General features: G+C 27.7%; 26 protein-coding genes. 18 read left to right on the top strand and 8 right to left on the bottom strand.

Features of this window, described 5'->3' with window-relative positions; genetic code table 11:
• Positions 1–87 precede the first annotated feature (87 nt).
• From AVBRAN9331_RS09140 to AVBRAN9331_RS09130, 3 genes are read left to right on the top strand one after another with little or no spacing between them, the layout of a single operon-like run.
• Entirely contained in the window at positions 88–213 is a 126-nt protein-coding gene (locus AVBRAN9331_RS09140; protein ID WP_336612864.1) for a hypothetical protein, read from the top strand.
• A gap of 3 nt (positions 214–216) precedes the next feature.
• Positions 217–429: a phage minor head protein gene (locus tag AVBRAN9331_RS09135; protein WP_336612865.1), complete on the top strand. Its 213-nt coding sequence runs from the start codon at positions 217–219 to the stop codon at positions 427–429.
• Between the two features lie 9 nt (positions 430–438).
• Positions 439–843 carry a hypothetical protein gene (locus tag AVBRAN9331_RS09130; protein WP_336612863.1) on the top strand — a complete coding sequence of 135 codons (405 nt, stop codon included), beginning with the start codon at positions 439–441 and terminating at the stop codon, positions 841–843.
• 270 nt (positions 844–1113) lie between these two features.
• On the opposite strand, the gene AVBRAN9331_RS09125 is transcribed toward AVBRAN9331_RS09130, so the two are convergent.
• Positions 1114–1374 (bottom strand): hypothetical protein, encoded by a 261-nt coding sequence (locus AVBRAN9331_RS09125; RefSeq protein ID WP_336612862.1) that lies wholly within the window; start codon positions 1372–1374, stop codon positions 1114–1116.
• Between the two features lie 735 nt (positions 1375–2109).
• Here AVBRAN9331_RS09125 and AVBRAN9331_RS09120 point away from each other — a divergent pair.
• Positions 2110–3468 (top strand): alanine/glycine:cation symporter family protein, encoded by a 1359-nt coding sequence (locus tag AVBRAN9331_RS09120; protein ID WP_239803346.1) that lies wholly within the window; start codon positions 2110–2112, stop codon positions 3466–3468.
• Positions 3469–3512: 44 nt separating this feature from the next.
• Here AVBRAN9331_RS09120 and AVBRAN9331_RS09115 read toward each other — a convergent pair whose 3' ends face one another.
• On the bottom strand, positions 3513–4526 hold the full coding sequence (locus AVBRAN9331_RS09115) for a hypothetical protein (RefSeq protein WP_336612861.1): 1014 nt from the start codon (positions 4524–4526) through the stop codon (positions 3513–3515).
• Positions 4527–4692: 166 nt separating this feature from the next.
• Between AVBRAN9331_RS09115 and AVBRAN9331_RS09110 the strand changes: the two genes are divergently transcribed.
• Positions 4693–5145 carry a Dps family protein gene (locus tag AVBRAN9331_RS09110; protein WP_336607639.1) on the top strand — a complete coding sequence of 151 codons (453 nt, stop codon included), beginning with the start codon at positions 4693–4695 and terminating at the stop codon, positions 5143–5145.
• A 25-nt stretch (positions 5146–5170) separates the two neighbouring features.
• Here the strand turns inward: AVBRAN9331_RS09110 and AVBRAN9331_RS09105 are convergent, their stop codons facing one another.
• Positions 5171–5542 (bottom strand): DUF4878 domain-containing protein, encoded by a 372-nt coding sequence (locus AVBRAN9331_RS09105; RefSeq protein ID WP_214118775.1) that lies wholly within the window; start codon positions 5540–5542, stop codon positions 5171–5173.
• Between the two features lie 9 nt (positions 5543–5551).
• The gene (locus AVBRAN9331_RS09100; RefSeq protein WP_239803348.1) at positions 5552–6151 is read right to left on the bottom strand and encodes a YigZ family protein; all 600 of its coding nucleotides are present in this window, start codon (positions 6149–6151) and stop codon (positions 5552–5554) included.
• A gap of 35 nt (positions 6152–6186) precedes the next feature.
• Here AVBRAN9331_RS09100 and AVBRAN9331_RS09095 point away from each other — a divergent pair, with 35 nt between their 5' ends.
• Positions 6187–6666: a hypothetical protein gene (locus tag AVBRAN9331_RS09095; RefSeq protein ID WP_214118771.1), complete on the top strand. Its 480-nt coding sequence runs from the start codon at positions 6187–6189 to the stop codon at positions 6664–6666.
• Positions 6667–6696: 30 nt separating this feature from the next.
• Here the strand turns inward: AVBRAN9331_RS09095 and AVBRAN9331_RS09090 are convergent, their stop codons facing one another.
• Complete coding sequence (locus tag AVBRAN9331_RS09090) at positions 6697–7764, bottom strand: DMT family transporter (protein ID WP_214118769.1); 1068 nt, start codon at positions 7762–7764, stop codon at positions 6697–6699.
• A gap of 324 nt (positions 7765–8088) precedes the next feature.
• On the opposite strand from AVBRAN9331_RS09090, the gene ureG reads away from it, so the two are divergent.
• Genes ureG through AVBRAN9331_RS09055 form a run of 7 tightly spaced genes read left to right on the top strand, consistent with a single transcriptional unit; the run spans position 8089 to position 12961 of the window.
• Positions 8089–8700, top strand: a complete 612-nt coding sequence (ureG, locus tag AVBRAN9331_RS09085; RefSeq protein WP_214118767.1) for an urease accessory protein UreG — start codon at positions 8089–8091, stop codon at positions 8698–8700.
• Positions 8697–9431, top strand: coding sequence for an urease accessory protein UreD (locus AVBRAN9331_RS09080; RefSeq protein ID WP_214118764.1), 735 nt, complete (start codon positions 8697–8699; stop codon positions 9429–9431). Before ureG ends, AVBRAN9331_RS09080 begins: the two co-directional genes overlap by 4 nt.
• Before the next feature lie 43 nt (positions 9432–9474).
• The gene (locus AVBRAN9331_RS09075) at positions 9475–9777 is read left to right on the top strand and encodes an urease subunit gamma (RefSeq protein WP_214118762.1); all 303 of its coding nucleotides are present in this window, start codon (positions 9475–9477) and stop codon (positions 9775–9777) included.
• 9 nt (positions 9778–9786) lie between these two features.
• Positions 9787–10098: an urease subunit beta gene (gene ureB / locus AVBRAN9331_RS09070; protein WP_214118760.1), complete on the top strand. Its 312-nt coding sequence runs from the start codon at positions 9787–9789 to the stop codon at positions 10096–10098.
• Between the two features lie 9 nt (positions 10099–10107).
• Positions 10108–11814, top strand: coding sequence for an urease subunit alpha (gene ureC / locus AVBRAN9331_RS09065; RefSeq protein ID WP_214118758.1), 1707 nt, complete (start codon positions 10108–10110; stop codon positions 11812–11814).
• Positions 11815–11822: 8 nt separating this feature from the next.
• On the top strand, positions 11823–12263 hold the full coding sequence (locus AVBRAN9331_RS09060; protein WP_214118756.1) for an urease accessory protein UreE: 441 nt from the start codon (positions 11823–11825) through the stop codon (positions 12261–12263).
• Complete coding sequence (locus tag AVBRAN9331_RS09055) at positions 12263–12961, top strand: urease accessory protein UreF (protein ID WP_214118754.1); 699 nt, start codon at positions 12263–12265, stop codon at positions 12959–12961. The genes AVBRAN9331_RS09060 and AVBRAN9331_RS09055 overlap by 1 nt, the downstream gene beginning before the upstream one ends.
• A 63-nt stretch (positions 12962–13024) precedes the next feature.
• Here AVBRAN9331_RS09055 and AVBRAN9331_RS09050 read toward each other — a convergent pair whose 3' ends face one another.
• Positions 13025–14293 (bottom strand): MFS transporter, encoded by a 1269-nt coding sequence (locus AVBRAN9331_RS09050; protein ID WP_336612860.1) that lies wholly within the window; start codon positions 14291–14293, stop codon positions 13025–13027.
• Between the two features lie 146 nt (positions 14294–14439).
• Between AVBRAN9331_RS09050 and AVBRAN9331_RS09045 the strand changes: the two genes are divergently transcribed.
• On the top strand, positions 14440–17478 hold the full coding sequence (locus AVBRAN9331_RS09045; protein WP_336612859.1) for a hypothetical protein: 3039 nt from the start codon (positions 14440–14442) through the stop codon (positions 17476–17478).
• A gap of 22 nt (positions 17479–17500) precedes the next feature.
• On the opposite strand, the gene AVBRAN9331_RS09040 is transcribed toward AVBRAN9331_RS09045, so the two are convergent.
• Positions 17501–18259, bottom strand: coding sequence for a class I SAM-dependent methyltransferase (locus AVBRAN9331_RS09040; protein ID WP_214118746.1), 759 nt, complete (start codon positions 18257–18259; stop codon positions 17501–17503).
• Positions 18260–18268: 9 nt separating this feature from the next.
• On the bottom strand, positions 18269–19039 hold the full coding sequence (locus AVBRAN9331_RS09035) for a MetQ/NlpA family ABC transporter substrate-binding protein (protein WP_214119677.1): 771 nt from the start codon (positions 19037–19039) through the stop codon (positions 18269–18271).
• 147 nt (positions 19040–19186) lie between these two features.
• On the opposite strand from AVBRAN9331_RS09035, the gene AVBRAN9331_RS09030 reads away from it, so the two are divergent.
• From AVBRAN9331_RS09030 to AVBRAN9331_RS09015, 4 genes are all read left to right on the top strand, one after another.
• Complete coding sequence (locus AVBRAN9331_RS09030) at positions 19187–19648, top strand: hypothetical protein (RefSeq protein WP_214118742.1); 462 nt, start codon at positions 19187–19189, stop codon at positions 19646–19648.
• Positions 19649–19714: 66 nt separating this feature from the next.
• Positions 19715–20830, top strand: a complete 1116-nt coding sequence (locus tag AVBRAN9331_RS09025; RefSeq protein ID WP_336612858.1) for a Cj0814 family flagellar-dependent secreted protein — start codon at positions 19715–19717, stop codon at positions 20828–20830.
• 61 nt (positions 20831–20891) lie between these two features.
• On the top strand, positions 20892–21680 hold the full coding sequence (locus tag AVBRAN9331_RS09020) for a hypothetical protein (protein WP_336612857.1): 789 nt from the start codon (positions 20892–20894) through the stop codon (positions 21678–21680).
• 15 nt (positions 21681–21695) lie between these two features.
• On the top strand, positions 21696–22658 hold a 963-nt coding region (locus AVBRAN9331_RS09015), incomplete at its 3' end, for a Cj0814 family flagellar-dependent secreted protein (protein ID WP_442862298.1).

Raw genomic sequence — 22658 nt, 5'->3', positions numbered from 1 at the left:
ATATAATCGCACATTTTTAATAAGTGGAATAAATGAAATTGAAACACTTGAAAGAATGCACGGCATACTTAAAAAAAGCTTATTTAAATGGCACGAGCTTTAAGATTGTATAAGTGTGCTAAAAACACTAGCAGACTTCATAAACACCATTTAAAAATTGTCTATAATCAAAACCTAAGACAAGTTTATAATTTAGCAAGATTTAAAAAATAATTTATAAGCGATAAACCTTACTTAAGATATGTAACAATTATGGATAATAGGATTAGAGTTGTACTTAAAGCCTTTCACGGGCTTATTTTACCTAAGGAGCATTCTTTTTGGCGTAATAATTATCCACCGAATAGCTGGGGTTGTAGGTGTAAAACACAGGTTTTAAGCCTTGATGAAGCTAAAGATAATGAAGCTATAAATATTTATAAAATATAAGGTGATGGTGTGAGTATGGATAAAAAAACATCAGCATTTTTTTATGCACAAGCTTATAATATTTTATCCGAAGAGCCTAAAAGTGAACCTAATTTTCATAAACAAAACGCAGCTAATTTATCAATAATAATTTCTGATATTTCTGCTTTTTATGTAGCACAAGGTAGATTTGCTAAGATTAGCGATATGACTTATGCACCTATAAATCCTGATGGAGAGTTTTTAATAAATGGTATTGCTTGTATAAAAGTAAGTGCTAAAAATAGTATTTTGCGTATTAAAAATATAAATACAAATGATAAAAATTGTAAAGAATTTTTCGCAAGTGATGAAGCAAAAAAGCTGCTAGATAAAGATTTAAACAAAGTTAGTGAGATTGAATATGACTTTAGTGATAATAAAATCTTATTTTAATAATTATTATAAAAATTATGATTTAGATTGCTACTCTTTAAAAATCAAATTCCTAATTGAAATTCTAGAGCATTAAAAGTATTTAAAAGCTAAGTTTAGCTTAATTTTATTGTTAAAATAAATTAGACACTAAAATGTTTGAAATCCCATAATATGTTTTTAAGGTAAAATTTTAATTTTTAAGAGTTTAAGTTATTGCATTTTATTAATGAAGCTTGGAATTTATCCTTAAAATAAATTCCAATAAATCTTAAATTGTAATAACTAAAATTAGCGTTCCATATACCAAGTATTGTTTATATTTATAAGGTCAATTTCTTTAGAAAAACTTTCACCATTATTAAATGTTACTTTATATCTAACTCCAGCTGAGCTTCCTAACTCATAGTCTAAGCTTGTTTCTATTGATTTAACACTACCCATTTCTTGAATGCCCTTTGCTTTATAAGACATTTTTTCTAATAAAATATTTTTTTCATCTTCTGATTTAAAATTAAAGCACTTAACAGCTTGTTTATCTTCTTCAATCACTCACTTCAAACATTTTTTAACTACAACATCTGGAGTATCATCAGCTTTAGGAGTATCACTCCCACAAGCAACTAACATAGATGCAAATATTGCAAAACTTAATAATTTTTTCATTTAATCTCCTTTTGATTTGGTTTAAAGCCTAATGTTTTGCATTATGCTTTTTGTAAAATCAGTATAATACCCCCCCCCATTCTTAATCTTTACTTAATTTGTATTTGAATTTATTTTTTATAATTTGAAAGGTTGTAGTAGAATTAGGTTTGCAATTTAAAATCTAATTTGCATATATTCTAAGTATTTTAGAGTTTTTAATAATGCTCTAGCTTAGCTACTCATTTTTATTGTTTATTAATTAAAAAATTATTTAATTTAAAATATTTTATTTATACTACAAATAAGTTGTATTGATAAAATTGATTTTATAGCTTATATAAAAGCTATATTTTAATATTTATATTTTTAAGGAATTTGAATTAATGTTTATTTTGCCAAGATATTGGCGTATTTAAAGAATTTTTTAAATAATGTTTTTACAATTTATTTTTTAAATTAATGAAAACACAATTTAATTATTTTATTTATTTTAATAACGCTATTTTATTAATATTTTATAATTAGTAGTATTTATTGCTTAAATTTATTAAATTAGATTGCAAAAGAATATTAATTTAAGCAAAATTTTTACTTTTTTTGTTAGACTTAAAACTTTTTAATTTATAACAAGGTTTTCATATGGATTTTCATCAATTTATTGAGCAAATTAATGGAGTTTTAGTTGCTTATGTTCTTGTATTTGCCTTAGTTGGAATAGGTCTTATTTTCACTATTTATCTAGGTCTTCCGCAATTTCGCTATTTTAAAGAAGGCTTGAGTGCAAGTTTTGGAGATTTATTTAAAAAAGGTAAGAAAAAAAATTCCGGAATAACAGCCCTACAAGCTATGATGATTTCAATTTCAGCACAAGTTGGAACAGGTAATATCATAGGCGTTGCAACTGCTATTAATTTAGGTGGAGCAGGAGCTATATTTTGGATGTGGGCTAGTGCATTTTTGGGTATGGCTACAATTTTAGCTGAAGGTGTTTTAGCACAACGCTACAAAGTATGGCAGCACGGACATTATATCGGAGGTCCTGCATTTTATATAAAACTTGGTCTTAAGAAAAAATTAGGTGCTAATACTTGCAATTTACTCGCTGGATTTTTCGCTATTGCAATTATTGTTGCACTTGGTTGTGCTGGTCAAATGACACAAAGCAATTCTATTTCAGGTGCAATTCATCAAGCTTTTGGAGTGGATTTGAAAATTACAGGAGCAATTACTGCAATTATCGCAGGATTTGTGGTGATTGGCGGGGTTAAAAGGATTGCTAGATTTGCTGAACTTGTAGTGCCTTTTATGGCTATATTTTATGTTTTGGTTGCAGTTTATATTTTAATAGCATTTCACGAAAATATAGGCAATGTATTTTCTATGATTTTTAAACAAGCTTTCGGACTTGAAGCAGTAGCTGGTGGAGCTGTTGGAATTGGTATTAAAGAAGCTATTAGATATGGGGTTGCAAGGGGACTTTTTGCAAACGAAGCAGGTATGGGAAGCACACCACACGCACACGCAAGTGCAACTACTAAAAACTCTGTTTCTCAAGGTTTTGTGGCAATGCTTGCAGTATTTATTGATACAGCATTTATTTGCACAGCAACTGCTCTTATAATCTTACTTAGCGGAGCTGATTTAAGTCTTAGCGGTATTGAGCTAACTACTTCGGCATTTAGCATTGCTTTTGGTAGTATTGGTGTGAAATTACTTGCAATTTGTCTTGTATTTTTTGCATTTACAACTATTATTGGCTGGTATTATTTCGCTCAAATTAATGTGCAATATTTATTCTCAAATAAAGCTTTACCTATATTTAAAATAGTGTTTGTTTTATGTATTTTTATAGGTGCTATGCTAAAGCTTGATTTGGTTTGGAGTATTTCTGATTTATGTAATACTTTAATGGTATTACCTAATGTTTTAGCGTTATTTTTATTAGCTCCAGTAGTTAAAAAAGAATTATTAAAATTTAACGAAAGTAAGAAAAAATAAGTTTTATTCCTATTTCAAATTCTAGAATTTGAAATAGGATTTTTTTATTTTATTTGAGTAAAATTCATACCATTTATTTTTATTTCTACATTATCGTTAAAGTCTTTAGGTAATTGATTTTCACTTTCTTCTATAGCTTTTAACATATTATATTTGTTTTTAACTTTTAAACTTTGCTCAAATTTGTGTGGTGTATTAGCAAAAAAACTATCAACAATTGGTCTAAATTGTTCAGGGACTTTATCAATATTTTGCATTACATATTCTTTAATAGCTTTTAAGTTATTGTTAATATTTATTTTGCTTTCAATTGAATTAATTAATAAAGATTCTGCAAATTCTTTATTATCCATATCGTATTTATCAAGTGTATCTACATTATCAATCTTATAATTATCAATATTATAAGTAATATTTAATTTATCACATATTTCAAAGAATTTATCTAATACATCTAAATCTATTGCAAAAGCTAATTCATTTTTATTATGTTTGCCGATTAATTTAAATTCAACCTTAACATTTCCATTATTTGCTATATCTTTTGTTTTAGTGATTGTGTTGATAGAATATTCATCTTTTGCTAGTTCTGGAAGTATTCCTAATTTATTATCAGAAATAGCCAACATACTAGCAAATCCTACAGCTATTTCACCTAGTTTAATTGATTTTATTTCGCTTTTATAAAAACTTTCTTTAGGAGTATTAGTTGCTAATTCTTTTATGCTAACACTTCCTTTTTTATCTCCAGTATAAAATCCATTTGTTTCAATTTTTATTTCTTCAACACTTAAAACTTTTTGATTATTTATAATAACATCAATACCTTTGCTCTTACATTCTGCATAATCACCTTTATTTTCACATTTATAATCACTAATATTTACATTAGATGGAATTTCAAACATAGCAGTTAGAACTTTTAATTTTTCAATTTCGTTTTTAATAGAATTATTTAATGAAGTTTCAAAATTTTTAACCTGCTCATCACTGATTTTGTTTCCACAACCAATAAACATAACAGCTACTGCACTAAGTGCTAATAATGATTTTTTCATATTTCTCCTTTTTTTATAAATTTGTTAAGAATATCAATTTATAGTTAAATAATACTAGTGAAAATGAAAAATATTTTTAATTTAAATAATAAAAATTATTAAGTAATAAAAATTAATTAATCTATTTTTGTTATAATGCAATACAAATTCAATTAAAGGAGACAGAATGTCATTAGAAAAACAATTATTACAATTACAAGCTGATGCGCACGCATTATTTTTAAAGTTTCATAACTACCATTGGAATGTAAAAGGATTACAATTCTTTGCACTTCATTCATATACTGAAGAAGCATATGAAAAAATGGCTGAAATGTTTGATGATTGTGCTGAAAGATTATTACAATTAGGACATAAAGCTATAGTTTGCCCAAAAGAGTTAATGGAAACTGCAAAAGCTCCAAGAACTGATAAAACTTGCTTTGAAGCTACTGAATTAGTTGGACTTATATTGGCTGATTATGAATACTTATTAGCTGAGTTTAAAAAGTTAAATAAATTTGCTGAAGAAGCAGGAGATACAACTACTGCAGCTTATGCTCAAGAGCAAATTGCTAGTTATGAAAAATCAATTTGGATGCTAAAAAATACAGGTGCAACAAGTTGTTGTGTAAAATAATTTAAAGGCTTGATTATCAAGCCTTTTATTTTATAATATCTGCTGACATTTTCCATAAATTATCAATTTTTACCATTTTTCTCTTTTCATTTTTAACAAAACCATTATTAAATTTAGTAATAATTTGCACTTCAGCACTATTATTAGAACTATTTAATATATCTACTTTAATTTCTGCAATTCCACCATAATTATTAAATAATTTAGGTAATACATTTTCAAAATTAATACTTAATTGTCTTTGAAATTCATTTTCATAATAAAAACATTTATCAAAAACAGCTTCACTTGGTTGATTTGAAAGTTCGTTTAAACAATTTTTGACACTTTTTTGTATATCTTCGTTTTTACAAGCACTTAAAAATAATAGGCTAACAATCATCATATATTTTTTCATTTTATATCCTTATAATTTATTTAAAATTAATCTTAAATCTATCAATTCTTTTTCTAATTCTTCTAATTCATCTGTGCTAAGTTCTAAATAAAATACAACATTTGCTCCAAAATCTTTAGAATAAACGATATTTAGTTTATCTAAAATATAACTTAATTTATTTATTTGGCTATATTCAAGTTCTATATAATATGATTCTTTTTTTATATAGTTAGAAAGTAGATTTAGCTCATTAGCTTTTGAAATTCCTAAATTAACTGCGTTTGAATATGCTCTTACAAGCCCGCCAACTCCTAATAATGTTCCACCAAAATATCTTACTATATAACAAGCTGCATTTACAATATTAGCTCCTCTTAATACATTAAGAGCAGGTGCTCCACTACTTCCTTTAGGCTCTCCATCATCACTTTGATTTTCTACAATTTGTCCAAATTCATTTAATACTCTACTAGCATAGACTACATGAACGCATTTAAAATGCTCGGCTCTTAATTCTTCTTGTCTAGTGCGAACATTTTCGTTAATATTAAGTGGTTCAAAATAGCATAAGAATTTAGAACCCTTTACTTCAAAACTATCAAAACAAGGTGATTTTAAAACTTTCATTTGCTAATATTAGCGTTTTTTATTAAAGGATTAATATGAAAATAATTTTTAGTTTTATATTATTTATATTTTTAGGATGTAGTTCTTTAATAAGTGGTGTGGCTTCTGTCGCAACTTCTGTTGTTGTTTTTGCAATTACAATTCCTATTAAAGTTATTTATAGTGTTGGTAAATCAGCCTTAAATGCAGCTAGTTCTAATTCAAATTCAAATGATACTAAAATTGCTAAAAAAGCATTAGAGCAAAAGAATTTCAAAAAAGCTTATGAATATTATGCAAGAGCTTGTAATGATGATGAGCCTATGGTTTGTGCTTTAGGGAATTATGCTTATACAAAATGTGAATTATTAAATGATGGTTGCAAGATTAATACAATAATAAATAATAACGCTATAAAATATTTTAGTGCAAAATTATTTTTAGATGAGGCAAAAGAGCTTAGCGGGGAAAATAAAAAAGCTTATATAAATATAGCTTGTAGTTACGATAATAGTATAAGTAAAGATTGTAAGTAATCTTCCTAATAATTTAGGAAGATTAAATATTTACTTGCCTCTAATTTTATTCATTAAAGCAGTAATTAAGCCGTTTTGGTAAGCAACAGCAAGAAGTGCAATCACAACACCAACTTTTTGTAATAATGATGAGCTTTCGCCAAACATAAGAGGTCCGATTAAAGCAACAGTAGCTATTGGACTTAAGATTAATAACCCAGCACCTAAAGTAGGGTTTAGTTTAACTGAACCATGTTGAGCAAATGTCCAAGCAGCAGCTTGACCTGCAGTTCCTAAAACTATCATCCATAACCAGTTCATTCCAGTGATAGGATCACCTAAAGCCACATTACCAAATGGACTTGTAACGCTTTCTATAGCAGCTTGTGGTAAGTGCATTGCTTTAATACCAGCAGCAGTATCAACCATAACACCTTGGTCAAATATGAAACCATTTCCTGTGATTAAGAACGCCCATACAACAGGAGCTACAAGTTGAGCAGCACTTGAGATTAAGATAGGTTGAACAACTTGTCCATTTCCAATTCTTCCTGCTCTTCTGCTAGCGAATAAGTAAATTCCATAGCAAAATCCTGAAGTAAGACCGCAAATTGTTCCAACTGCCATAATACCAGTACCAAATACTTCTTGAGGGCCATTTGGATCAACTATACCATTTTCTAAAGCACCACCAGCTAAGATAACACCAGCAAGCATTATAGGTGCTATGAAATAATAGCTAAATGGAATTCTTTCTCTATCTGTAATGAATGCTAGAGCTGGTAACATAATTACCTGAATATTTAAAAGAATTGAAGCAATTCCTGAACCTACAAAGAATATTGAATAATTCCACGCAGTAAAGTCAATCCCTAATACAAGTCCAGCTAAAATAGATAGCCATACACCTTTTTTGGTAAGTTTACCGATTTTTTTAGCTTCCATAATTGCAAAAGGAATAAGGCAGATAGTTCCTATCAAGCAACGCATAAAAGCACCTGTAGCTGGGTCAAAGTTAGATAATTTTTGCCAAGGTGCAGTAAAAGAAAGAAATAAAATACCGATTAAGAATATGACATAGGTCATACCTGTGGCATTTCCTCTTAAATCATTATTCATGATTTACTCCTTAAAATTATTTTTAAATGATTTTTATCTTTTTGTAAAACAAAAATACATTTTCCTATTGTAGATTGATTAAAATTAAAATAATCTTAATCTTTATAAATAATTTATTGTTTTTTTTTTTTTTTTATTTAAATTTATGCAAAATTTATACAAAATATGAAAATTATTTATAAAAATTAAATAATATATAATTATTATAAATAAATAATTAATAATAAAATTATATAAACTTTTTAAATTTTAAATAATTCAGCAATTTTTAAGCTTGATAAAACTAAACTAAAAGCCACAATTAATTTTTTTTAAAGGATTGTTATGAAAAAACCTGTCATTATAGGTGTAGGTGGTCCTGTTGGAGCTGGTAAAACTCTTTTAATAGAAAGGTTAGTAAGAGTTATGAGTAAAGATTATGAAATAGGCGTTGTAACAAATGATATTTATACAAAAGAAGATGCCTTATTTTTAGCGAAAAACAGCGTTTTACCACCAGAAAGAATTATAGGTGTAGAAACTGGTGGGTGTCCGCACACTGCGATTAGAGAAGATGCTTCAATGAATGAAGCTGCATTAAATGAATTACAAAAGAAATTTAATTTAGATTTACTTTTTTTAGAAAGTGGTGGGGATAATTTAGCTGCTACTTTTAGTCCTGATTTAGTTAATTTTAGTATTTATGTAATTGATGTGGCACAAGGTGAAAAAATCCCACGCAAAGCAGGTGCTGGAATGATTAAATCTGATTTATTTATAATTAATAAAACCGATTTAGCTCCTTATGTTGGTGCAAATCTTGATATTATGAAAAGCGATACTTTACATTTTAGGAAAAATAAAGACTTTTTCTTTACAAATCTTAAAAAAGATGAAGGTTTGTCTGATGTTATTAATTGGATTGAGAAAAATTGTCTTCTTAAAGGCTTAGAGTGAGCTTATTAAAAATAACACTTGAAAATAACCATTTAAAAGAGCATTACCAACAAGGTATGCAAAGGTTAATTCAAGTTCCAACTAGATTTGGAGAAGATAGCGAAAATGAAGATTTTTTTGCTTATCTTAGCACTTTAGGTGGTGGTTTTGTAAATCAAGATAATTACGCTCAAAGCTTTAAATTATTTAATTCTAAGGCTACTTTAAGTTCTCAATCAAATCAAAAAATATATAAAGGCACTTCTAGTTTAAAAACAAATATAGAACTTGATAATAATTCTATTTTAGTTTTTCATAATGATGCTAATATTTTTTATCAGAATTCAAATTTTTCAAGCAAAACTACTATTTTTATGAATGATAATTCAAGATTATTTTATTTAGATGGTGGATTTTTAGGTTATGCAAATTCGCAATTTAAAGCAAAATTATCTTTAAGAATATTTATCAATAATAAATTAAGTATTAATGATATATTTTATTATAACTCTAATAGTAGTTTAAATTCTCTTTATAATCATAACTATTTTTATACATTGATTATAAAAGGCGATGTGGAATTTAAAACAATTCATAATGAGAATTTAAAAGCTCATTCAAGTATTATTAATAATACTAATATTATTAGAATTTCATCAGATGATAATGATTTAGCTATGAAATATATTAATGATATTAAAAGCAATTTTTTGCATAAAGGAGGTATGAAGTTAATCTTAGCAAGACAATAAAAATATAATAATTTTATAAAACTAATTTTGTAAAGGAGAAATTATGACATTAACAAAAAAAGAGCAAGAAAAACTCTTATTAAGCTATGCAGCAGTAGTTGCTAGAAAGCGTTTAGACAATGGTCTTAAGTTAAATTGCCCTGAAGCAATTGCTATTATAAGTGATTATGTAATGGAAGGTGCAAGAGCAGGTAAGAGCGTAAGCGACCTTATGAACGAAGGTAAAAATGTTTTACGCAAAGACCAAGTTATGGAAGGTGTTGCTGATATAGTAAATGAAGTTCAAATTGAAGCTACTTTCAAAGATGGAACCAAATTAGTAACTATCCATAATCCAATTAACTAAGGAGGAATTATGAAATTAGGTGAAATAATTTATGCACAAGGTGATATAGTTTGCAACGAAGGTCGTGAAAGTATAGAAATTGAAGTTGTAAATACAGGAGATAGACCAGTTCAAGTAGGTTCTCATTATCATTTTTATGAAACAAATAAACTTTTAGAATTTGATAGAGAAAAAGCTCGTGGAAAGCGTTTAGATATTATTAGTGGAACTGCAGTTCGTTTTGAACCAGGTATGAAAAAAAGTGTTAAGTTAATTGATTTAGCAGGTAGTCGTGAAGTTTGGGGACAAAATTGCAAAATCAATGGTAAATTAGATAAATAAGGAGCAATAATGTTTAAAATAACTAGAGCAGAATACGCATCTCATTTTGGACCAACTACTGGTGATAGTATAAGATTAGCTGATACAAATCTTTTTGCTAGAGTTGAAAAAGACTATACAAAATATGGCGAAGAGTGCAAATTCGGTGGTGGAAAAACTCTTCGTGATGGTATGGGTCAAAACTCAAGATTTTTAGATAAAGATGTAGTTGATTTAGTAATTACAAATGCACTTATAATTGATTATACAGGTATTTATAAAGCAGATATAGGTATTAAAAATGGAAAAATACACGCAATTGGTAAAGGTGGAAACCCTGATATTACTGATGATATTGACTTTGTAACTGGAGTTGGTACTGAAGCACTTGCAGGAGAAGGTCTTATAGTTACAGCAGGTGGGATTGATACTCATATACATTTTATAAATCCTGAACAAGTTGATGAAGCTTTAAGCAATGGTATTACTACTTTATTTGGTGGTGGAACAGGTCCAAACGATGGTTCTAAGGCTACAACTTGCACCCCTGGTATATTTAATATAAAAAGAATGCTTCAAGGCACTGATGATTTACCTATTAATATAGGTCTTTATGCTAAAGGTCATGGTTCTAATGTAGAAGTGAATTTAGAGCAACTTCGTGCAGGTGCAGCAGGACTTAAAATTCACGAAGACTGGGGAACTACAAAAAGTGCTATTGATAACGCATTAAAAGCTGCAGAGATTGCTGATGTATCAGTAGGTATTCACACAGATACATTAAATGAATATGGTTGTGTAGAAGATACAAAAGCAGCAATTAATGGTAGAACCATTCATACATTCCATACAGAAGGTGCTGGTGGCGGTCATGCTCCTGATATTATTAAATTAGCAGGCGAGCCAAATATTTTACCAGCTTCAACAAACCCAACAATGCCATTTACGGTTAATACTATTGAAGAGCATTTAGATATGTTAATGGTTTGCCATCACTTAAGCAAAAATGTTAAAGAAGATGTTGCTTTTGCTGATAGTAGAATTAGAAAAGAAACAATCGGTGCTGAAGATGTATTGCACGATATGGGTGTAATCTCAATTATGAGTAGTGATTCTCAAGCTATGGGAAGAATTGGTGAAGTTGTAAGTAGAACTTGGCAAACAGCTCATAAGATGAAAATCCAGCGTGGAGCATTAGGTAATGATAGTGAATATTCTGATAATGAGCGTATTAAAAGATATATTGCAAAATATACAATAAATCCAGCAATAGCAGCAGGAATTTCTACTTATGTAGGTAGTGTTGAAGTTGGTAAAATCGCTGATTTAGTATTATGGGATCCAAAATCATTTGGAACTAAACCTAAATTAATAATTAAAGGTGGATTTTGCTTACATTCAGTAATGGGAGATAGCAACGCATCAATTCCAACTCCACAACCAGTAATGCATAGAAAAATGTTTGGTGCTTTAGGTGTTGCATTACACGAAACTTGCTATAGTTTTATGTGCAAAATGGCAGTAGATGCAAATGTTGCTAAAGAATACGGAATTAAAAAACAAGTATTACCAATACAAGGTGCAGCTAGTGCTAAAAAATCTGATATGAAATTAAACAACGCAACTCCAAAAATTGAAGTTGACCCACAAACTTATGTAGTAACGGTTGATGGAGAAGTTGCATATAGCGAACCAGCTACAGAATTACCACTAACTCAAAGATATTATTTATTTTAGGAGAAAAAATGATAGTAAAAACCATACTAGGCAATATAAAAGATTATGATACTAAAGGCAAAATGATAGATAATGTAAAAGTTTCGCCTGATGATAGATTAAAACACATACTTCGCTTAACAAGTGATAGTGGAGTAGAAATTGGCATAAGCCTAGATAATGGTCATTTTCATAATGGCGATGTTTTAGGTGAAGATGATAAGAGAGTTTTTGTAATAGAATGTTTGCCACAGAGTGTAATTTTGATTAAGCCAAAAGATATGATGCAAATGGGTTTTGTAGCTCATTCAATAGGCAATAGACATATGCCTGCTGTTTTTGAAGATGGTTTTATGATAGTTGAAGATGATTATTTAATAATTGAGTGGCTAGAAGAAAATCAAGTAAGCTATGAAAAAACGCAAAAAGTTTTGCGTCATGCTTTAAAACACGCGAGTCATCATCACTAATGTTAGGGCAGTTTTTATTTGATAGTGCCTTTGCAAATGGTGCTTATTCACATAGTTTTGGTTTAGAAAGCTATATTTCTTGGGGCGTTGTAAAAGACGCTTCAAGCTTTCAAAAATGGTTAGAAAGTTATATGCTAGATGTATTTGCTACTAGCGATGGTGCTATTTATGCTATTGCTTGTGGTTTAAAGGGTAAAAAATTAAGTTTATTAAAATTAGCAAAAGTAGCTAATTCATCAATGGCTAGTGCTGAATGCAAGGCTGCAGGTATTAGTATGGCAAGAGCTACTTTAAAAAATACAGAATTTATGCACGATGAATATGCAAGTTGGTATTATAAGGCTTGTGAGAACGATGAATTTTGCAATCCTGCTATTGCTTTTAGTGTTTTGGGGCAAAATATGGCTGTTGAATACGCATATTCAAGTATAAAAACACTAACTCAAAATGCAACTCGTGCTATACCATTATCTTATAAAAAATCAAGCGAGTTATTACATATTAATTTAGATTTAGCTAAACGCTCTGCTGATAAATCAATGCAAATTGCTAAAAGTTTTATAGAAAAAGGATTTTTTAGTTTGCAATTATTAGATGAAAATGATTTAAATAAATATCATTTGTTTTCTACTCATCACGAATTAGATTTAGGAATGTTAGCTCACGAAAAACTTGATTTTAGATTGTTTATGAGTTAAATCATTAGAATTTGAAAATATAAAAAAGGTAATAAATTAATAATTTATACCTTTTTTAATCTATTAAAATAATTTTTGTAATTCTTCTTCGCTTAATTTTTTAGAATTATATTTGATTAAATAAATATCATCTTTTTTATTAATATCTATAACAAATTCGCTTTCTTTTAAAGGAGCTTTATTAGATTTATAAGTCTTAAAATCATTAGGATTATCCATAGTTTTTAGGATAAAAAACCAAATAGCACAAACAAAAGCAATAAGCATTAAAAACTCATTTTCCAAATCAGCGTGCATAAAAATCCCACATAAAAATGCTCCTAAAAACGAGCCAAAATATCCGCAAGAATTTGAAAATCCTAATACTAAACCTTTTTGTCTAGCTTTGCAAATCTTAGAAATTGAGCTTTGCATAATAGGCTCGTGTAGACAAAATGCAATAAAATATAAAATAACAGCTAAGAAAAATAAATAATAACTAGAGCTTAAAAATATCAAATATGATAGGAAAAATAATGCAACTCCGCTTAATAAGATAGTCTTACTTTTGCCTTTTGACTCGCCAACAACTCCACCAACTCCCATAGCCAAAAATCCAAAAAACATAGCCACGCTATAAATAATCCATAAATTATCACTATTTTTATGAAATATATTTACATAAGCTAAAGGAATTAGCATAAAGGTGCTTGAGCTTAGCATTTTTTGTAAAAAGCAAGTTAGATAAAGTTTGTTTAGATTTGCACTTATGAATGCTTCTTTAAAAGGGATTTTTTCTTGTTTTATAATTTCTTTTTCTTTAGGTAAAAAGGCTAATAATACAATACATAAAACGCTTAAAATCGCACTTATATAAAATAAAGCCCCAAGCCCTAAAAAACTAGCAATAACAGAACCTAAAACAATAGCTACAACAAAGCTAAGTCCAATAGCTCCACCCATTAACGCCATTGCTTTTGCTCTATCTTTTTCGCTAGTTAAATCAGCAATCATAGCAGTAGCAACCCCGCCAATTGCTCCCATACCTTGTAAAACCCTACCAACAAGCATTGTATAAATATCACTTGCACTTGCACAAATTAAACAGCCTATTATAAAGATTATTAATCCCATAAGCATAGTTTTTTTACGACCGATTTTATCACTTAATGCTCCAAAAGGCACACTAAAAATCATTTGAAAAATTGCGTAAATTCCAACAATAAGTCCAGCCAATACATCATTAGCTCCGTTTAACTTATGCGAATACAAGCTAATCACAGGTAAAACAATAAAAAGCCCAAAAAATCTTGAAGCAATAATAAAACTTAAAATCAAGGTATTTTTATTCATAATCTATCCTTTTTGATAAAAGATTATTTTACTCCTAAATTTATTTACCACTAATTTATCTAAATAAATTTTATTATTTTATGCTATATAATTTACAAAAAATTTATGCTAAACTAACGGAATTTTATATATTTTTGGAGTTTTATTTGAAAATTATTATATTACTTTTATTTAATTTGTTAATTTTTGCAGATGAATTAAAATTCGGTATCGTATATGCTATTCAAGACAAAAATTATTCTAAACAAATAAATGATTGTTTATTAAACCCATCTTTAGGCAATGTTAATGGTTATAATGAGTTTTTAGGCAATTATTTAAAATTATGTTCTAGCTTAGGAATAAAAACAGAAAATAAAAATGATAAAATTGTATATTGTCTAAATAACGATAAAAAGCTCAACGGGGGGGGGTATTTAGATATAATCAATGCTAAAGCAAACCCAAATACATTAGAATTTTATTCATCAAGTGCTGATGATAATTCTTATAAGAGCTTAATTAATTCTAATCAAGATAGTTTTTCATTTATAGTAGAAAATAAAAATAATATTAAAACATATATAGAAGAGCTTTATAAATTGTATTCAGTGGATACTACCGGTAGAATTAAAATAGAATATAAAAAGACTTTAAATGATGCTGTTTATTATCTAATTGACCAAAGTCCTATAAAAACTACAAATAATGAAGATAATAAATTAATTAACGACTTTTATAACTACATAATAGCAAATCCAAGTGTTAATATGACTAGTGATTGGGAAGACAGATTTAAGCAAATAAGAAATATGCAAGCTAAAAATTCTCATATTTTTTATAGTGATATTTTTAAGGAAAAGGCATTTTTAAAGAATTTAAGAGCTGCATATAATGAATACTCATCATATCCTTTACCTAGACAAAATGAAGGTAAGTGCTATATTTTTGATATTTTTGCTTATGATACAAGTAATTTAGGTAAGAATGTAATTAGGTCTAGTAATTTTAAATATTCTCATCAAAATAGTAAGTATTATTCAAGTGATTTGATTACAAATTATAGTATTCATAAAAGCTCTCTTGTTAGAAAGGGTATATATGAATCAACATTCGCAGGAGAAGAAGTTAAATTTAGTATTAATTTAAGAGCTTTAAATGCGATAGCTAAAGGCGAAATTAAATTAAGTTTTTATCCAGACGCTAGTAATTTAGAAATTAAAAATGAAAAAATCTATTTAAAGGATAGAAATAAAGCTTTATTAAAAAGAGAAGCTGATGCTAAATATTATATGAGTGGTAGCAAACAATCAAAATGCCAATTAAATCTAGTAGACAATACTAAAGAATTGGTTTTTAATTTAGGTAATTGTTTAATTAATCAAAAAAATATTGAAATTACAGAAAGAATTAGGGGTTTTGAAAGACCTATATTTCAAGAAAGTGGTAAAAGTATAATCAAAGGTTCTGTTGGCATTCCTTTAGTAAATGATTATCAAAATATATATACTTTATATACCAATAATAATGAAAAAGTAATTATAAATAATGCTAAAAACTCTAATGCAAAAAAGGCAAAATTAGTAAATACTATGCTAGAAAATGAAGAATATTTCATAGGGCTTAGCAATAATTATTCAAATATTAGTAGAGTTTATATTGACTTTTTGCCTAATTCTAATTTTGAAATTCTTAATGTCTATAATGCAAATTCTAAAATAGATAAAATCACTGAAGGTGCGTGTGCTGGTAAGTATTTATTAAATGATGAATTAATCCTTAGGATAAAGACAAATCAAGCAATCAAACAAACAAGTATTAAATATAATCAGTATTTTGAAAAGACTAATCAAAACAATGAATTAGTATGCGAACAAATGATAAATGATAATTATAACTATACTTTTGCTAGCAATGATTTTGCTATTAGACCTAAAGAATTTAGTTTAGGCATTTCATCGTTAAATCAAGAAGCATTTCAAAATACTTTAAATAGTTTTGTATCAAGAGAATTGAAAAATTATTCAAATCTAGCAATTGGAATAGCTAATTTAGTGATTAGTTATGATAATACTACTAAAAAATTTGCCTTATTAAATAATGAAAATAATAAGATTACAATTTTTGCTAACGACAATCGTGTAAGAAATAAAGAAAAATATGGAGTAGCTTTTATAAATAATGGTAAGTTTGATTTAAATATTAATTTTCCTTTAGCTACTGATGGTTTAATAGAATTAGCAGAAACTAATTTTACAAAACATGACCAAGAATTAGATATTTGTATTCAAGATGAATTTGATTTAGATAGTGCAAATACTTTAAAAAATGGAAAAATTTCTTGTTTTATACCTATTAAAAAAGCCTTAAATATTGAGTTTTTATCACAAACAAAAGCTATTAAAAACGAATATATAACTTGCAAAAAAGATATGCAAAAATGCAAACTTAATCAAGACAATTCAATAGGTATTAAAAATATAGCTTATGATAAACTTATGCTAGGAGATAATGCGGGCTTGGTTTATAATCTTTATTTGTTAAGTTCAAATTCTAATAACAAATTTGTTCCAACAAAGTTTAAAAATGATATAAATTTAATGATAGATGTAGGCAATTTAAATGGTTTAGTAGTCAATGAAGGCAATTTAAAAACCTTACACATTAGCAAAAACGATTTAAATCAAGCATTTAAATTGGCTTTTGATAATTTAGGAGAAAATACAAGATTAACTAATCTAAACGAATACTCGCAAGATGAGGCAAGCTATAAAAATACTACGCAATTTACTTTCAAAAAGGACAAGCCAAGACCTTTACAAAAGGTTACAATCAGTGTCTATGTAGATGGTAAAGATGAGTTTAATATAACTTATAATAATGTTTATGATATAGCTTATACAGGCTTAATGTTTAAAGATATTAATGCTACTAATCAAGCTTTAGAATTTAAAAAAGATTATGATTTTGGGTATTATGATGAGGTAGATGGGAAATTAAGTTTTATTAAAGATAATATTATTTTAGATGATTTATTGTCTAAAATTGACTTTATACCAACCTATAACAGCACTCAATTTATTAATAATAGTTTTCATAATATTTCAAATTCTTCATACACAAAAGATACTATAAAATTTGTTCCTAAAGCAGGATTTGAGTATCTTTCAAATACTAAAAATACTTTTACAATAGAGTTTAAATAATCTTAAGCCCTTTAAAATGGGCTTATTTTTCTACGCAAAATAAAGCCCAGCTTAATTCTTGTTTGATTAAATCTTTATCGTTTTCATATAGATTTTTTAGTTTTTCAATTTGAATATCATTTAGTTTTTTGTAAGAAAACTCAACGCTTTTTTGTAAATCTTCATAAGTTTTATAATAATTTTGATTTTTTATAGTGATTTTATTTAAAGTGAAAAAATACCCAAGCTCATTTAAAATATTTGCAGCGTAAATATAATTAGGCGTTGCAATTATGTCTAAATCAAGGGCATTTATGATTTTTTCGTGTATGTAAGAATTGTCAATTTTATATGTAAAATATAGCCTTTTTTTAGTGCAGTTTAAAAGAATTTGCAATGCTTTTGCTAGGTCATTAACATCTAAACACCTACTAGCAAACACCAAATCCCAACTACCATCTAAATCATCATAAGAGCCTTGAATTATCCTTGCATTAGGGCAATTTATCTTAGCAAACTCAAGCATTTTAGGAGAAAAATCACATAAAGTAATATTGTTTATTAAAGAGTGCTTAGCTAAAAAAGCACTCCCACAAGCAAAATCAAGCAAACTATCACACCCACTAAAATCAACTTGCTTTAAAAATTCTCTCACATAAGCTTCGTGTTTTGCGTAATCATTAAAACTTTGAGCTTTTTTATCCCACTCACTTGCGTCCTTACTCTTAAAATCACTCAAATTCTTTTGCTCAATATAAAGATTTTTAAATGATATTTTAGAAAGATTGTTTGCTTTTAGCATAAATTCTCCTTAAAAACTTGGAATTAATATATCTTTAAACTTAGTATTTAAAAACTCTCTCATTTTTTCACTTCTCATAGCCTTAAGCAAAGCTTTAGTTTTAGGGCTATTTAAATCATTGGCTCTAACAGCTAAAACGCTAGCATAATCACTATCACTACTTTCGTGCAATATAGAATCCTTAATAGGATTTAGTCCTGCTAGTAGGGCGTAATTTGTATTAATTATCGCCAAATCACATTCATTAAGTGTTCTTGTTAGTTGTGGAGCTTCTATTTCTTTTATTGTAAGTTTTAATGGATTATCTTTAATATCTAATACTGATTTTGTGCTAGATTTTGCATCTTCATTAAAGCTTATTATATTATTTAAGGCTAGTAAATCTAAAGCTCTAGCACCATTGATAGGGTCGCTTGGTATATAAACTAAGGCATTTTTAGGCAAATCTTTAATATCTTTAATAGTATTTGAATACGCTGCCATTGGACCTAGAAATATTTTTCCTGCACTAACTAGATTTGTCCCTCTTTCTTCGTTAAAGCTTTCTAAAAATTGTCTAATTTGAGTAAAATTCGCATCTAATTCTTTATCATTTAGAGCATAATTTGGGACTATGTAATTATCAAATTCTATGATTTCTAGTTTGTATCCTTGATTTTCAACCAAGTCTTTTACATTTTCTAAAATCATAGCAGTTGGATATGGAGTTACTCCGATTTTGATTAATTTTTCATCAGCATTTAAGCTTAATAAACATAAAAATATTAATAATTTTTTCATTTGTTTTCCTAAAAAATGTAATTAATATTGATATGTTAAATTAAATTATTAACAAATTAAGTATTTATAATATTTTTAATATTAAGTTTTATTTAATATTTTTTTATTTATTATAATATCTTATTTTATTTGTAAAAAGGAGATTTAATGTTTAAAAAAGCATTACAAGTATTAGTATTAGCAGTTTTAGTTAATTTTAATTTAAATGCAGATGATTTTTTATCTAGTATTACAAATGGTGCAGTAAGCGATAAATCACTTGGTGTAAAAGTATTAAATACTGAGGACATGAATAAGATTGTTGGCGGATATTATTATTTTAGAGAAGCTTACCCGTTAAATTCAGGTATCCCTGTTACGCGTTCATATATTGTTGCTGAATTAGTTAATATAAATGGTGGAATATATGCAGATTATGATAAACCATCTTCATATTTTAATTTACCAGAAAATGAAATATTAGTATTACAAGATAGATTTACGAATAGATATAATGGGGTATATTTATTGGCTATTAATATGGACACTTTACAAGGTCGTTTGTTGGAACCAACTTATAAGTATCAAGAAATAGTAAATGACTATATTAATAGAATTGGAATTTTTTAATTTATTTTTTAATTTTTGGAATAATTTTTGCTTTCCTTTTAATACATTAAATTAAAAGGAAATCAAATGAGAATAGAAAGTATTTCAATTTTTGATGAAGCCAAACTTCAAAAAGCTCAAAAGGCTGCAGGTGTATCATTTTCATCTATTTTTGCAAGTGAATTTGCAAGGGTAAATCCTAAGCTAGAAACTCAAGCACAGTATTCGCTAGATAAAGACATAATAGACGCTTCAAATATCTTTATAGATAGGTTTAATAATTCAAGATTTAAGGTATTTGATAATACTCACGATTTAACTAAGTTAAATTCTAATATATCTTGGCAAGGAGATTTAACAAAAGCTAAGATTTACAATGCTACCGAGTTTGGTTATAGCGTTGATAGTAGTGGCTTTTTAGGAGCTGATTTTAACAAAGCTGCAGGCTTGCCAAATGATTTTAAAATCCATTCAAGCACACTAAAAGAAATCTCAAGGCAAAGTAATCTTATGACTATGCCACAAGTTGGGATTTTTAATAATATTTATGAAAATATTGATTACGCAGACACTATCAAACACCAATTTAGATTATACGAGCAAATTGTAGGAAATGTAGCCGAGTTTAGTAAAGATGATATTGCTAATATGCCAAATTATGTTGATTTGGTTGGACTTAAAATCAATAATGGCTATACATTTGATTATTCACACGCAAATGTTGGCAATAAGTATTATGAGAATAAGGAAAATGCTTTACAAATAGGCTTTAAGTTTGATTATGATTTAAGCGTAAATAATAGCAGAAAGCTTAATTTTGATTTAAGTCCTTATATAAAAGATGGTGAGATTTCTAACGCAGGATTATTTGTAAGTTTTCTAGGTGGCACACAAGGGCTTAAGGTAAGCGATAGTGGGGCAACTAAGATTAAAGATGAATATAAAGAAAGAATGATTATAGAAGATGCACTAAGTAAGCTTAATCCAAATGAAGGCATAGATATTTCAAAGCTAGAATTATTAACAGGACTTAGCAAGGAAAAAATCCAAGATTATTTAGATAAGTTTGAAGATGAGAAAAAATTAAAAGAAAAGGTAAGAGAGTTAAGCCAGAGCCTAGCAGTAGATGCTTTATTGAACAATAATTATTCAAATGATTTTAGGGCTAATGCTAAGGATTTTTATAAAAGAGTTCAGATATAAATTAAATATCTATTAATATTTTTTTAAACCTACCGATATAGAAAAATAACGGGGGTTTAAAATGCAAATATCAAATAACAATTATATAAATTATCAAACAAATATTAAAAATCAAATTCTAACCACTCAAACTCCTAAAGATAATCTACAAGAACAAATCGCAAATATTTTAAAAGACGCCCCACAAGATGAATGGGGCACATATGATCCAAATGCTGTGCTTAGTAAAATAGGAGCTTACGAAAAAGGCAGTAAGATTTATGAAGCCTTAGAAAACGAAATGCTAAAAGGAATAATTACTTACGAAAAAGACCCAAATGAAGAAATATTAAGCACAAAAGATTCTCTTAAAGTAAATAAGTGTGATCCTGCTTGGGTTGTATCACTTAAGCTAGAAGTTCAACCTTTGTTTAAATTTGAAAACAATTCAATATATCAAAGAGCTTTTTATCAAAATAACGATGATTTAAAAGAGCTTTTAGAATTTTTAAAAGAAAATCCCATAGACAAACTATCTTTAAGTGATAAAAAGTTTAAAAAATCATTTGAAGATAATGATAATAGATTAGAAATGTTGTTTGCAAATGAAGAAATCAGCATAGAAGACTTTAAAAAAGAATATTTAAAATTAAAAGATTTTTATGATGAGAATAAGTTAAAAGAAGAAAAAGAAGAACAAATTAAAGAAAAACCTTACGAAGCCATAGAAGTAAAAGGCACTAGCACTCGTGAAAGTATGGAAGATATTTTAAGCAAACTTGATATTCAAAATATCAAAGATGAAAGAGATTTATTAGCTATTTTAATGGCATATAAAGATAGCGAGAATTTATATGATAAAAGAATTTAAAATAAAGGAATAATTATGAAAATAAATTCTTATTCAACATATCAAATAACCAATATAAGCAAAAAAGAAACAAATAACGAGATTAAAAAAGTAGACAATAAAGCAGATGATAAAAAGGTAGGTGAAGTATTAGGATACGGAGTTGATAAAGATGGCTTTTTTACAAGTGATTTTAATAAAGCCGCAGGAATTGCTGAAGATTTTAAAATACATAGCGATACAATGCTTTCTCTTGTAGAAAAAAATAACCAAGCAAACCCACCGATATACAAAATGCGTCATAACATAGACATAGTAAAAAGTGCAAGTAGTGCTTATAAAGTTTTAAAAGGAGTTTTAGGCGATGAGTTTTTAAACTCAAAGGATTTTTTTAGCTCTGATGAGCTTTGGAAAACTTCACATTTTTTTGAAATGGATAAAAGAAGCTTAACTATTACAAAGACTTTTGATAAATTAGAAGATTATCAAGACTATGTAAAAATGACAGATTATTGTAGGCTTGATTCAAAATATAGAGCTACTAATTATTTATCTGGCTTGTTTGAAAAAGATGATATTTTTTTTAAAAAAGAACCACCTATAAATAATTATGATGCGTGGTTAGATAGTATATGTAGTTTTATCTACGACCCACATAAAGAAAACTACCAAAATGAGCAAGGCGAGTATAGCAAAGGCGGACTTTTAGCTGCTGTTTTATATAATAATTATATTTTAGTAGAAGGTGAAAAAACTAATTATGCTAAGCAAATGGGACATGACTACAGCGACCCATTTGACCCGTATCGCACAGATGATGATTGGGGTATGATAAAGCCAAACAATACAAAACGCTATGAGATAGGTAAAGAAGATGAGTGGCAAAAGCTAATGCAAAAATTATTATATGAAATGCTAAGTGGTAAAAACCTAAAAGCTCCTAAAGATATAGATAGTTATGAAACATTTGAAGAGTTTTTACAAGCAGCTTTACAATAC

The organism is Campylobacter sp. RM9331 (assembly GCF_020137685.1).
Taxonomy (GTDB): domain Bacteria; phylum Campylobacterota; class Campylobacteria; order Campylobacterales; family Campylobacteraceae; genus Campylobacter_E.
Note: the sequence above shows the minus strand (reverse complement) of the source record. Positions and strands in the feature narration are given on the sequence as shown.

Coding starts and splice junctions, on each gene's coding strand:
- AVBRAN9331_RS09140 (WP_336612864.1), top strand. CDS start 88: ATGGCACGAGCTTTAAGATTGTATAAGTGTGCTAAAAACACTAGCAGA.
- AVBRAN9331_RS09060 (WP_214118756.1), top strand. CDS start 11,823: ATGATAGTAAAAACCATACTAGGCAATATAAAAGATTATGATACTAAA.
- AVBRAN9331_RS09120 (WP_239803346.1), top strand. CDS start 2,110: ATGGATTTTCATCAATTTATTGAGCAAATTAATGGAGTTTTAGTTGCT.
- AVBRAN9331_RS09050 (WP_336612860.1), bottom strand. CDS start 14,293: ATGAATAAAAATACCTTGATTTTAAGTTTTATTATTGCTTCAAGATTT.
- AVBRAN9331_RS09030 (WP_214118742.1), top strand. CDS start 19,187: ATGTTTAAAAAAGCATTACAAGTATTAGTATTAGCAGTTTTAGTTAAT.
- AVBRAN9331_RS09025 (WP_336612858.1), top strand. CDS start 19,715: ATGAGAATAGAAAGTATTTCAATTTTTGATGAAGCCAAACTTCAAAAA.
- AVBRAN9331_RS09020 (WP_336612857.1), top strand. CDS start 20,892: ATGCAAATATCAAATAACAATTATATAAATTATCAAACAAATATTAAA.
- ureC (WP_214118758.1), top strand. CDS start 10,108: ATGTTTAAAATAACTAGAGCAGAATACGCATCTCATTTTGGACCAACT.
- AVBRAN9331_RS09035 (WP_214119677.1), bottom strand. CDS start 19,039: ATGAAAAAATTATTAATATTTTTATGTTTATTAAGCTTAAATGCTGAT.
- AVBRAN9331_RS09105 (WP_214118775.1), bottom strand. CDS start 5,542: ATGAAAAAATATATGATGATTGTTAGCCTATTATTTTTAAGTGCTTGT.
- AVBRAN9331_RS09100 (WP_239803348.1), bottom strand. CDS start 6,151: ATGAAAGTTTTAAAATCACCTTGTTTTGATAGTTTTGAAGTAAAGGGT.
- ureG (WP_214118767.1), top strand. CDS start 8,089: ATGAAAAAACCTGTCATTATAGGTGTAGGTGGTCCTGTTGGAGCTGGT.
- AVBRAN9331_RS09090 (WP_214118769.1), bottom strand. CDS start 7,764: ATGAATAATGATTTAAGAGGAAATGCCACAGGTATGACCTATGTCATA.
- AVBRAN9331_RS09115 (WP_336612861.1), bottom strand. CDS start 4,526: ATGAAAAAATCATTATTAGCACTTAGTGCAGTAGCTGTTATGTTTATT.
- AVBRAN9331_RS09095 (WP_214118771.1), top strand. CDS start 6,187: ATGAAAATAATTTTTAGTTTTATATTATTTATATTTTTAGGATGTAGT.
- AVBRAN9331_RS09040 (WP_214118746.1), bottom strand. CDS start 18,259: ATGCTAAAAGCAAACAATCTTTCTAAAATATCATTTAAAAATCTTTAT.
- AVBRAN9331_RS09110 (WP_336607639.1), top strand. CDS start 4,693: ATGTCATTAGAAAAACAATTATTACAATTACAAGCTGATGCGCACGCA.
- ureB (WP_214118760.1), top strand. CDS start 9,787: ATGAAATTAGGTGAAATAATTTATGCACAAGGTGATATAGTTTGCAAC.
- AVBRAN9331_RS09075 (WP_214118762.1), top strand. CDS start 9,475: ATGACATTAACAAAAAAAGAGCAAGAAAAACTCTTATTAAGCTATGCA.
- AVBRAN9331_RS09055 (WP_214118754.1), top strand. CDS start 12,263: ATGTTAGGGCAGTTTTTATTTGATAGTGCCTTTGCAAATGGTGCTTAT.